This window comes from Nocardia sp. NPDC059154 (assembly GCF_042755705.1).
Classification (GTDB): domain Bacteria; phylum Actinomycetota; class Actinomycetes; order Mycobacteriales; family Mycobacteriaceae; genus Nocardia.
The window spans coordinates 1-10,812 of the sequence record NZ_JBHZCS010000138.1 but is presented as its reverse complement, the minus strand read 5'-3'; the positions used below and the strand labels follow the sequence as shown (position 1 = coordinate 10,812).

Annotated in this window: 10 protein-coding genes and 1 pseudogene; 4 read left to right on the top strand and 7 right to left on the bottom strand. The window is 62.8% G+C overall.

The window, feature by feature from the left end; genetic code table 11:
* Positions 1-192 precede the first annotated feature (192 nt).
* The 4 genes from ACFXN1_RS50285 to ACFXN1_RS50270 all read right to left on the bottom strand — a co-directional run bounded on the left by ACFXN1_RS50285 (position 193) and on the right by ACFXN1_RS50270 (position 3,189).
* Positions 193-705, bottom strand: coding sequence for a hypothetical protein (locus ACFXN1_RS50285; protein ID WP_379446724.1), 513 nt, complete (start codon positions 703-705; stop codon positions 193-195).
* An 89-nt stretch (positions 706-794) separates the two neighbouring features.
* A complete protein-coding gene (locus ACFXN1_RS50280; RefSeq protein ID WP_379446725.1) occupies positions 795-1,613 on the bottom strand; it encodes a hypothetical protein in 819 nt (272 codons plus the stop codon).
* Positions 1,614-1,792: 179 nt separating this feature from the next.
* Positions 1,793-2,116, bottom strand: coding sequence for a helix-turn-helix domain-containing protein (locus ACFXN1_RS50275; RefSeq protein WP_379464099.1), 324 nt, complete (start codon positions 2,114-2,116; stop codon positions 1,793-1,795).
* On the bottom strand, positions 2,113-3,189 hold the full coding sequence (locus ACFXN1_RS50270) for a tyrosine-type recombinase/integrase (RefSeq protein ID WP_379445827.1): 1,077 nt from the start codon (positions 3,187-3,189) through the stop codon (positions 2,113-2,115). The genes ACFXN1_RS50275 and ACFXN1_RS50270 overlap by 4 nt, the downstream gene beginning before the upstream one ends.
* Before the next feature lie 223 nt (positions 3,190-3,412).
* Between ACFXN1_RS50270 and ACFXN1_RS50265 the strand changes: the two are divergent.
* From ACFXN1_RS50265 to ACFXN1_RS50255, 3 genes and pseudogenes are all read left to right on the top strand, one after another.
* Positions 3,413-3,592: pseudogene (locus tag ACFXN1_RS50265) on the top strand (IS701 family transposase); the annotation flags it as partial.
* 239 nt (positions 3,593-3,831) lie between these two features.
* Positions 3,832-4,377: a helix-turn-helix domain-containing protein gene (locus tag ACFXN1_RS50260; RefSeq protein ID WP_379445826.1), complete on the top strand. Its 546-nt coding sequence runs from the start codon at positions 3,832-3,834 to the stop codon at positions 4,375-4,377.
* Positions 4,284-4,973 carry a transposase gene (locus tag ACFXN1_RS50255; RefSeq protein ID WP_379445825.1) on the top strand — a complete coding sequence of 230 codons (690 nt, stop codon included), beginning with the start codon at positions 4,284-4,286 and terminating at the stop codon, positions 4,971-4,973. The genes ACFXN1_RS50260 and ACFXN1_RS50255 overlap by 94 nt, the downstream gene beginning before the upstream one ends.
* A 444-nt stretch (positions 4,974-5,417) precedes the next feature.
* On the opposite strand, the gene ACFXN1_RS50250 is transcribed toward ACFXN1_RS50255, so the two are convergent.
* The 3 genes from ACFXN1_RS50250 to ACFXN1_RS50240 form a co-directional block, all read right to left on the bottom strand.
* A complete protein-coding gene (locus tag ACFXN1_RS50250) occupies positions 5,418-6,857 on the bottom strand; it encodes an MFS transporter (RefSeq protein ID WP_379445833.1) in 1,440 nt (479 codons plus the stop codon).
* Positions 6,858-6,864: 7 nt separating this feature from the next.
* Positions 6,865-8,169: an NAD(P)/FAD-dependent oxidoreductase gene (locus tag ACFXN1_RS50245; RefSeq protein ID WP_379445824.1), complete on the bottom strand. Its 1,305-nt coding sequence runs from the start codon at positions 8,167-8,169 to the stop codon at positions 6,865-6,867.
* 204 nt (positions 8,170-8,373) lie between these two features.
* Complete coding sequence (locus ACFXN1_RS50240; protein ID WP_379445823.1) at positions 8,374-9,699, bottom strand: MFS transporter; 1,326 nt, start codon at positions 9,697-9,699, stop codon at positions 8,374-8,376.
* 561 nt (positions 9,700-10,260) lie between these two features.
* Here ACFXN1_RS50240 and ACFXN1_RS50235 point away from each other — a divergent pair.
* On the top strand, positions 10,261-10,809 hold the full coding sequence (locus ACFXN1_RS50235) for an IS630 family transposase (RefSeq protein ID WP_379464097.1): 549 nt from the start codon (positions 10,261-10,263) through the stop codon (positions 10,807-10,809).
* Positions 10,810-10,812 lie beyond the last annotated feature (3 nt).

The window sequence follows — 10,812 nt, the reverse complement described above, 5'->3', positions numbered from 1 at the left end:
ACGACCTCATCCACACCCCCGTCACCGCGTCCACGACGTAATCACTGGAGAGCCGTGATGCCTGGAAAGCGGGCATGTCCGGTTCGGTGGGAGGTCGAGGCTTTGCCCGGGGTTCAGGCTAACTGAGGGTTCTTCGGCGGGAACCCAAGGACGCTCAAGGGATTTGGGGCGAGTTCATCCTTGGGTTCGTGCTCAACTCGGTGGGTCGTATTGCTCGGCTGGAGTTTCGAGGATCACTCGCGCGGCTGCGCAGTATCGGATCGCTGTGGTCTCGTCGAGTCCGAACACGACGGTCAGGTGGAGCGGGTCGGGGCCGTGGGTGAGTGCTTCGTCGAGTTGACGGTCGACGCGCAAGGTTTCGAGTGTGGCGGCTCGTCGACGGAACGGCGCGGTGAGTGCGTTGACGCTGATGGCGCGGGTGGTCGAGGCGGTCTGTTTGTTGATGATCAGGTGCGGGTTGGCGGTGTTGGGCCAGCGTTTTCGCCGGTATTCGAGCCAGTCGAGCAGGAGCCGGTGGGTGAGCTCGTCGAGGGGGCGGGTCACGGTGCCGATGGTCAGCCGCCGGTTGCCGAGGTCGACGTCGTCCAGGCGCAGGGTGCGGATGGCTTCGGGCCGGGCAGCGTGGACTGCAGCCAGGGCGAGCGCGATTCGGGCTGCCGGTGTGGTCGCGGCCTGTGTTGCGTCGTCGATTTGGTTGCCGCGCAAGGGAATAATGATCGGCTCGTCGCGATAGCCGGGGCGGACTCGCGCTGCGGGGTCGGCGAAGATGGTGCCCTTCTTTTTGCAGTGCCGCGTTAATGAGCGCAGCGCGCCGAGGGTTCGCCGCCGCTGGTGACCGTGCAAGGCGCCGGCGACCGCTCTGACGTCGCCGCTGGTGACCTCGCGCAGGTGGTCGTATGGCCGGACCATTCGACCAGAACGGGATGGGCGGCGCGCACGTAGATGCGGACGGTGTTGATGTTGCGGGGCTGGCTGCGAGACCCGCCGCGCCGCAACACCAGCGCCCAGTCACGGACGTCGGCGGCGATGCCCGGAGCCAGGTCTGCGAGTTTGTCCTCCAGCCAGGTGTCGAAGGACGGGACGCGGTCATCGACCAGCAATCCCAGCTCGGTCAGCACTTCGGCGACCCGGTTGATGCTGACGCCATAGCGGTGCAGCACGCCGATCAGGTCCGAGTAGCGGAACTGTTCGCCGTCGTCGTGTCCGGACAGCAGGATGACCAGCGCCCGGTCCAGTTCGGCGGCCAGTTTGGTGTTCCAGCCATGGCCCTCGCCGAGTGCTCGGGCGATCCGGCGCGCGCGAACCAGCGCGGGGCTGGTGAGCTCGGCATGCTGGGTCCAGTCGAAAGCCCGGCCGGCCCCTGGCAGATGGAGCTGCAGTTGTCCGCTGGTGACCGTCTCCGGCTCTGATGACGGCAGCGCGGCGATAGTCGCCCGGAGGCGGGCGCGCAACCGCACCCCGGAACGCGGGCCGCGCATCTTGGTCATCCCCGCGAACCACAACTGGTGGCAGGTGACCCGAGCGAGATCGTCCTCGGTGACGATCAGTGGATCCGCGGCCAGCGCGGCGGCCTGCAGCCAGCACAGCCGACAATAGCCGTTTTTCAGCGGCACGACCCGAGCACAAACGGCGCAGACGGCGCTGGGGTGGCGCCGCCGGAAGTCGTAGCAGGCGCGACAGTAGCCGCCATACAACATCCCCCAGGCCAGGCATTCGGGGCAGCTGTCCGCCTGGTTGTCCGGCGCCCGCCGGGCAGCCCGTGTCTGCTCGAGCCACTCCGGTCTCCGCCTGGTCACTCGGGTGGAAGTGACCGGCCGTCACGACGTTTGGGCGTCACCACCATCCCGCCGGTTCCGGTCGAGACCGTCGGCTCGACGTCGGCGACCAGCCGATCGATCTTGTCGGGCTCGGCGATGAGGATCTCCTCGACTCCGCAGCCCAGCACCGCGCAGATGATGTCCAGGTCCTCGAGCTTGATGCTGGCCGGGCTGCCCGACCACAGCCCGGACATCTTCCCGGCACTGATCACCAGGCCGTGATCAGCGAGCTGGCGCTGCAACTCGCTGGCCTTCCAGATGCCGCGGTTGGCGGCGGCCAACCTCAAGTTCCACCTCATATCCCCAGTCCCTTCAAACGCTGGGCGGCGCGGTCCTGCCCGGCAAGCCACGCGTCCTCGACATGCGTGCGATGAACATGGATGTAATTCATCGTCGTAGCAACCCAGGAGTGACCGAGCGTTTCCTGGATTGCGATCAAATCCATTCCACCCGAATACAATTCGCTTGCACAGAAATGACGAAGAACATGCGGAGTCAGACTCTCCAGCCATTCCGGCAGATGCCGCACCGCGGCCTCGGCCAGACCGGCGCGCAACGTCTCGCTGCTCACCCGGGCCGCGGTTCCATCGGCGTTACGGCGCTCCGAGCAGAACAGTGGCGCGCCCAACCGGGCGGGATCGTCGCCGAGCTGACACCACACGTCCTCGACGAACCAGCGCAGGGTCCGGCCCGCGCCGTTGATCAGCGGCACCATGCGCTCACGCGGCCCGGAACCCCGAGCGCCTTTGCCATGGCGGACATGAAGTTTGCCGAACCGGCCCAGATCCCACTTGATATCGGCCAGATCCAGCTGACGCGCCTCGTTGACCCGCAACCCCACCTCGCACATCAACCTTGCTGCGGCGTAGTTGCGGGCAACAGGCCCGAATTTGCGGCAGGTCGCCAGCTCCCCGCGCCACCCGGCGAACAACCGTGCGACCTGCTCGGCGGCCGGCGGGATGCGCAACTTGGCATTGAGCCGCCCCCTGGGCCGGTTGATCTCGTCGATCGGGCACTCGACGATCCGGCCCGTCAGATTGTGGATCTCGATCTTGTGTCGCAGCGCCAGAAACTCGAAATAGGTCCTGATCGCTTGGGCCCGAGCAAGTCTCGTGGGGATCGGCACCGGGCGCAGCACCGTCCCGAAATACGCGTCCGCGTCCGCGGGCAGCATGTCCCACAACGGTTTCCCGAACCAGGTCCGCACCTGCTCCAAGTGGCTGACATCCGAGCGAATCGTGTTGTCCGACAAGCCAGCCGCACAACGGGCGAGGACAAAACCCGCGAACACGTCGGTCTCGAACCCCTCGATCTCCTCCGGGCCCGCAGGCCCACGCATCTCGCGCAGATCCCGCACGACCGACAACCCCACCGCGCCTCCTGACCTTCGGCTACACCGCTGAAGCATCATCCAACGCGAGAGCGGCTCGGAATATCTGAAGTTGAGTCAGAACGGCCAAAAACCACCAGAACACGGAAAACCCTCAGGTCCAGTGAGGAGCCGGAGACGAAGACTCCAACGAACTCCGGGGTTATTTTTTAAAAAGGACCCGCTATCGCGGGCACCTCGCTGCGCGGCCCACCCTACCCACCCCGCCAAGGACCCATGCGGCCTGGACCACTACCAAGTCCGCAAATGGTATCCCTGGTACCGCCACATTACCCTGGCCATGCTCGCCCACGCCTTTCTCGCCGTCACCGCGGCCACCGACCCACAAGCCCACGCGGGCTGGGCCGAATCACAGTCGCCGACATCCGCCGTCTCCTGGCGATAGCGCTGCACCCAGCCCGCACCCTCACCCACGCAATAGCTGCCTGCCACTGGCGCCGCCACCACCAACATCACGCCAGACAACTCCGCTACCGACCAAACCGATCATGAAACACCGAAATACAACTGTCGTGCTAGTGCTGCGTTCCTCAATGATCGTGTAACTCGTTGCTGGCCTTGGTGGTTCGGGCGTGGTCGAGGTGGGTTCTGCCGAAGGGGTTTATGGCATGACACGCGCGTAATATGTTGGAAGAGCGCAAGATTCGAAAACTGGCCGCGGCTCGGCATGCGCCTGGGGATTGGATCCGGCGGGCGCGGATGATCACGGCGAGGTGGGATGGTAAGTCGACCGCGCAGATCGCGGGCGAGCTGGGCTGTCATCCGCAGACGGTGCGAGAACGACTGCACCGGTTCAATACTCACGGACTGGAAGGGCTGGGAGACCGGGCCGGGTCAGGGCGCAAGCCGCGGCTGACCGAGGCCGAGCGCAGCCGCATCGTGGCCTTGGTCGCCACAACGCCGCCAGGGCGTCTGATGCGGCAATCGCACGGTGGGCTGCACGCTGAGAAAGATGCGGCAGCCTCGTGCTGGACGTTGGATTCCCTGACCGATGTCCTTCGCGCCGAAGGCATCGCCGTAGGGCGTAGTCAGGTTCGCAGAATCCTTGTCGCAGAGGGCGTTCGATGGCGTCGGCCATGCTCGTGGACGACGAGCAAGGATCCCTACTTCGTCCCAAAAGAACCCACATCGTCGGTCTCTACACGCAGCCACCCGAAGGTGCCACGGTAGTCTGCGCCGACGAGCTGGGCCCGGTGTCTGCTCGTACATTCGGCCCCGCCCCGGGGTGGTCGGTCGACGGTCACCGGATCAAGGCACCCCTGGAATATTCGCGCGGTCCGGACCGGGTCTGGGTGTACGGCTCGATCCGCGTCCGCGACGGCCACGCCGTCACGCTCACCGCTTCCTCCCGCAACAGCATCAACTATCAGCCTTTCCTGGAACTGGTCGAACAAGCCAACCCTGTCGGCGATATCTACGTGATCACCGACAACCTCTCCAGCCACAACAGCAAATCCACCCGCGAATGGCTCGAAGACTATCCACGGATCAAACACGCGTTCATCCCTGTCGGGGCGTGCTGGCTCAACCTACAAGAGCCGTGGTGGCGGATCTTCCGGCGAGAAGCCCTCGCCGGCCAGACTTTCGCCGACGAGCAACGGCGACCAACCCGGCGTAATCGTGGAAGGAATCTGGGGCATTGCCGCCGCTGTTTTCGATCGACAGGGCAGCCAGCTTGGGCTCTAAGTCTCACCGGCGTCGAGACGAGGTTCGGGGCCGACCGACGTATACAGCTTGGCGAACGGATACTAGCCCGACGCCCATAGGCTCAGCCAATCTCCGCGCGCTGAGCTCACCGACAACCGGGAAGCCCCCAACACGACATGCAGACAACGAGTACAAATCGATCAAAGATCTGCTGTCGGAGCTGGTTTCTGCAGACACGCGGGCCTGAGGCGTGGACTGAATGCGCCCAATTCCCTCTCGTGCCTGTTGCTGCTAGACACTTGATCCTTGCTGAGCCACCTCAAGTCAGCTTTGCGACGATAGCCGGTGAACAATGCGACGGAACACGAATTCGGAATCTTTTAGAGCTGACAATTGCCGATGCCGGCCTCCCGCTCACCGACAGGAATAACTTATGCCGGGGCTTACCTTCACGCGGCCAGACATCTGCCTTTCGAGCATTCCGATCGGGTGATTTCCTTCTAGCTAGTTGCGGAAGAGTTCAGCGGCGGACCAACTCACCCGGGGTTCGATAATCGAGTCGATCAAGCTTCCCTCTGGCATCGGCGACGGTCGCCACGAGCGCCAGTTTTCGGCCGCATGCGAAATGATGCACCGGAGACGCACGGAGCCCCTCCATTGTTCTGCAGGGCTTTTGTTGAGGTCTCGGCAGCATTGATTGATCGTGAGTGACGAACCCGGTCAGTGACGACTTGTTTCAGTGAGTGGCGCGAGCGCCGTAAGTGGATGGCGAGCCTAAGGGCGATCAGTAGGGTGACGACGCCAGGCAATACGCCAGCAAGCAGCATGCCGGCTCGGGGACCGAGATGCTGGTTGACGTTGCCGACCAACGGTCCTCCGATGGCGATGCCGCCAGACCATGCGAGAAGGTAGATCCCCACGATTCGTCCCCGGATGCTGCCGTGAGCGGCGAGCTGGACGGTGGAGTTAGTGGAGGTCTGCAGCAGCAGCGTGTTCGCACCTATGCACAGCAATACTGCGCAGAAGACCAGCTGCGTTGGTGCGACCGACGAGAGCATGTAGAGGGCGGAGAGCGTCGCCGCGAACATCACCAAGGTGCGCAGACGCGTTCGATGCAGGCGGGCGGAGATGAGCGCGCCGATCAGCGAACCGATCGCCACGGTGGAAGTGAGAAGCCCGTATCCACCGGAGCCGGAGTCGAAGACGGACTTAGCAAAGACGGCCAGAGTGACCGAGTTGTTGCCTGTGAACATTCCGTATAGGGCAATCAGGATCGTCGGCAGGAGGACATCGGGCCGACTCGCTGCATAGCGCAACCCAGCACCCATCTGCCCTCGCGCCGACGGCACTGGCGCTTGCGTATGCAGCTCCTCAGCTCGTATTCGCGTCATCGCCAATATGGGCACGGCATAGCAAACGGCGGCGACCAAGAACGCGCCGCCCGGTCCAACTGAACTGGTCAAAAGACCTCCGACGGCAGGGCCTGCCAACGCAGAGAGCTGTGTCCCGGACGAGTTGATGCTGATCGCGTTACGCAACGAGGCCGGATCCACCATCTCGGCGAGAGAGGCCGACTGAGCGGGCCAACAGAGGGCGTTAACGGAGCCGATCCCGGCGGCGATCAGCTGTACATGCCATGCCTGTACCACATGAGAGAGGGTCAGGCTTGCGAGCAGCGCACTCAACGAGGACCAGGCGACATAGCCGAAGACCAGAACACGACGCTTCGGGTACCGGTCGGCGAGAACGCCTCCGGCTAGCCCAAGCACCAGCGATGGCAAAAACAAGAAGGCGGCCGTCAGACCGACATCCGCAGCACTACCGGTGAGGCTGAGCACCAGCCAACTCTGTGCGGTTAATCCCATCCAGTATCCGACTCCCGAGAGGAGCGTGCTGCTCGCCATCAAGCGGAAGTTTCGAAATCTTAGAGAGCCGAATGAGCTACTGCTTCGAGTGCTTTTAGAGTAAGGCCCCGACGCGGATCTGGCGCCGCTCGTTTCCATCTCGTCGTCACTCAGCCATGGCAAGAGATGTTCCCTTTCCTGGTCCCGCGAACTTGCTTTCCTTGACAAGCTGATGCTTCAGCGCGCCGAACTCTTTGGGCCGATTCGCGACAAAAGCCCCTACGAGGTACTCACCGTCGAAGTATCCGGCCGAGAAGTCGGTGCAACTCTGGCCATTGATCTTTACCTTGTCCCACCGCGACGCATTTGCTGCCCACTGGAACTTGACGCCGTACTGGTGAGAACGAAAGAAGGAAATGGGATTAAAGGCAGCTGGCCGCCCGAGCGCTGCCCGAGCCGCGGCCGCACCGTGGTCGCCGGCGGTGTCCCAATGCTCGACGCCGCAGTAGTCCCCTACCCGACAATCCCACCACTGCGCGCAGGCACCGGCAGCGAGCACGCCGGGCAGCGAGGTACGACATTCCGCATCGGTCATGATGGCGAGGTCGATCGCAATCCCGCTAGAGTGCAGCCAGTCGACGGCGGGCCGGGTGCCGACACAAACGATCACACTGTCAGACCACAGGACGGTGCCGTCTGCCAGCTCGACGCGATACTCGTCCGCAGTCGCGGTCACGCGGTCTGCCGACACACCACAGCGTAGATCGACCCCATGAGAGGCGTGAAGATCGCCCACCAAACGCCCCACCTCCTCGCCGAGCACCGGTTCGAGCGGCACCGATTTAGCTTCGACCAGAGTCACGCAACAGCCCGCGGCGATCGCGGCGGCAGCGATTTCAACTCCTAGCAGCCCAGCGCCTATCACCACCACACGCCCGCTACGCTCCAGCGCGCGGCGGACCGAACCCACATCGGCGGCGGTCCACATAGTGAGCACGCCTGGCGCAGCCAGCGAGCGCGGCAAGACCGGTGTACCGCCCACAGCAAGGACTAGTCGGTCATAAGTGAGCTCGGCGCCGTCGGCCAACTCCACGCAGCGTGTCACGGGGTCGAGTGCGACCGCTTTCCGACCAAGCAGCAGCTCGACGCCTCGTTCTCCGCAAAAGTCGAGTCCGGCCATTGGCGCGAACGAGGCCGTCTTATCTTCTGGGTGATCCTTTGACAGCAAAATGCCGTCGTAGGGCCAGATAGATTCTGAGCTCACCAGGGTCACCGAGCCGGTGAACCCAATCTCGCGGAGTTCAAGAACGCATCGCTGCGCGGCTGGCCCACCACCGACAACCACTATCTGCCGGACCACGGCTGGAGTTTCCCACGAATCAAGGTCTGCAAATTCTATCTGCGACATCATCGGGTGCCTTGCAACTTGTCGATCTTCCAACTTTGATCTACCTCGTTGAGGCTTCTCCATGACGTCTCCTTCCAATAGGTCGACCTCCTAGATCGATTCCCGCGGGTTATCAAATTCCCTTACATTGAGTGCCACAGCTCAATGAAAAAGGAGAGCTCTGCCGAAAAGCACACGCATCTATTAGGGATGGAATCCACTGACAACCTCTGAACTGACCACCTTCGGTCTGCTGGAGCGGCAGGAGTGTCTGCGCCAGCGTCTCACTCACAAAACCGCCTGGGAATGTTCGGTAGGTGTCTGCGTCACGATTTCTTCGACAGCGGGAATGTGCCGCGCACGGTTGCCGATTCCGTAGGCGGCCACTATGGCCGCGACGGCGCATAGACCGGTGAGGCAAAAGCCGGGAGCAAGTTGAAAGCCCCTCGTGACGAGCCAGGTGGCCAGGATCGGTGTGCTCCCGGTGAACACAGCGCAGATGTTATAGGCAAGCCCACTCGCTGAGGACCGGACAGCTGCCGGGAACAGCTCGACGACAGCCAAGCTTGTCGTCGCAGCGACGCCACCGAACAAGAATGCGCATGCAGCGACCATCAACGAGGCCCCTAGCACGGAAGCGTGCTCAAGGAGCACAAAGGTCGGGATGACCCAGACACCCAGAGCAAGAGCGGAAGCGACCGCGACGGGCTTTCGCCCCACACGGTCGATCGCGTACCCGGCCAGGAGACAAGCCACCACGACTACGACCGCCCACACCAGTTGCACGACCAGCGATTCGGCTTTGGTGAACCTGACCGTGACGGTCAAGTACGAAAGGAGAAACGTACTGAAAAAGGTGGCCGCGACCCCATAGGCTATTCCCCAACCAATGAAGATCATGATGGGTTTTGTCGCTACTTTGAGGGCCTCCTTTACTGGTGCAGTTGAAATCTTCCCCGAATTTCGCAGCGCCTCGAATTCCGGTGACTCGCCCGCTTGCCGCCGCAGGTATAGGCCTACCAAAGCCAGGGGTGCCGCAGCCAGGAAGGGTACCCGCCATCCCCACGCGGTCAGTTGCTCGGGTGTCGTCGTTGAGGTCATGACCTCGGCAACCAGGACGCCGACCACCGATGGGATGTAGGACACTGACGGGATGATCGAGGCGTATCGACCTCGCTGGTCCCGCGGCGCGTGTTCTACAACGAAGACGGTAGATCCTGTGTACTCGCCGCCGGTGGAGAAACCCTGCACGAGTCGGCACAGTAGAAGTAATACCGGTGCTGCGATGCCGACCTGCGCGTAGCTGGGCAGTAGACCCAGTATGACTGTGCCGGCACTCATCAACATCACCGACAGCATCAGCGCAAAGCGCCGACCGAACCTATCACCGAGATGACCGAATACGAGCCCTCCCAACGGGCGCGCGGCATACGCGACCCCGAAGATCGCGAAAGTGGACAACAGGGCCGTGGCAGAACTACTTTTCGGGAAGAACACGGTAGCAATCGTGGTCGCGAACAAGCCGTACAGCACAGCGTCGTACCACTCGACGAAGTTGCCGATCGCGCCAGCCAGCAACGCTTTCTTTCGCGCGGCGCCATTGCCGTCGTTCATCAGATGCTCCTTGCATAAACTTTTAGCCAGACTTCAAGGGGGTATTTCTACCGTTCAGATACGGTGCGCATATCCTATAAATTCACCGCCTATTTGTGTACGGTGTCGCCGCTATCCTTCTGTCAGTGCACCAATCAGTTCTATGGACTAGCCTCCCGGGTCTCGACAGCTCCGAGCAACATCAGCCGATTTCAAGAAAACGGGAAGTCATGCCTATCCACATTGCGATGCCGACATGACAGTCATGAGCAGGTAACGGTCTTGGACTACTTCCGATGGATACCGTGGGTCGGGCCGCTGTCTGTGGTTTTGGACACAGATGATAATGCACGAACCGGGCAGGTGTGGTCCATCGCTTCTCGGCTCCAAATACTGTGCAGTATTGCTTCACAATCGAGTTGCGACCGACAGGCTTGTGGCGGGCAGCGTCGCCGGCACCTAGTGTTGTGCGCCTGAAATCCGTTGGCTGATTGTAGGATTCGGCGGTGGTGAGGACTGGGAGGCCGAGGTCGGGTCCGGATTTGGTGGTGACCGAGGCTCAGCGTCGGGAGTTGGTGCGGGGTGCGCGGGCGGCGACGTCCGTCGACGCAGGCGTATGCGTTGCGGTGCCGGATCGTGCTGGCCTGCGCCGAGCCGGGTGCGTTCAACACCCACGTGGCGGCCGAGGTGGGCGTGTCGGCGATGACGGTGCGTAAGTGGCGGGGCCGTTTCATCGAGTACGGGTTGGCGGGCCTGGCCGATGAGCCGAGGCCGGGTCGGCCGCCGTCGATCCTGCTGGATCAGGTGCAGCAGGTGGTGGAGATGACCCTGGAACAGGTCCCCTCTGATGCCACGCATTGGTCGCGGTCGTCGATGGCCGAGCGGACAGGGCTGTCGAAATCGACGGTGGGGCGGATCTGGCGGCGGTTCGAGCTGAAACCACATCTCACTGACGGGTTCAAGATCTCCACCGACCCGTTGTTCATCGAGAAGGTCGTGGATGTTGTTGGCCTGTACCACAATCCGCCCGAACGGGCGCTGGTGTTGTGTGTGGACGAGAAGTCGCGTGCGCCACGAGGCGCTGATGTTGGCCGTGCGGGAGGTGGTGCCCGCCGCCGGTCATCGCAGTGATCG

What these genes read in the sequence shown, in the direction of transcription:
- ACFXN1_RS50275 (WP_379464099.1), bottom strand. Translation starts at nt 2,116, where the DNA reads ATGAGGTGGAACTTGAGGTTGGCCGCCGCCAACCGCGGCATCTGGAAG.
- ACFXN1_RS50260 (WP_379445826.1), top strand. Translation starts at nt 3,832, where the DNA reads ATGTTGGAAGAGCGCAAGATTCGAAAACTGGCCGCGGCTCGGCATGCG.
- ACFXN1_RS50255 (WP_379445825.1), top strand. Translation starts at nt 4,284, where the DNA reads ATGCTCGTGGACGACGAGCAAGGATCCCTACTTCGTCCCAAAAGAACC.
- ACFXN1_RS50250 (WP_379445833.1), bottom strand. Translation starts at nt 6,857, where the DNA reads ATGGAAACGAGCGGCGCCAGATCCGCGTCGGGGCCTTACTCTAAAAGC.
- ACFXN1_RS50245 (WP_379445824.1), bottom strand. Translation starts at nt 8,169, where the DNA reads ATGGAGAAGCCTCAACGAGGTAGATCAAAGTTGGAAGATCGACAAGTT.
- ACFXN1_RS50240 (WP_379445823.1), bottom strand. Translation starts at nt 9,699, where the DNA reads ATGAACGACGGCAATGGCGCCGCGCGAAAGAAAGCGTTGCTGGCTGGC.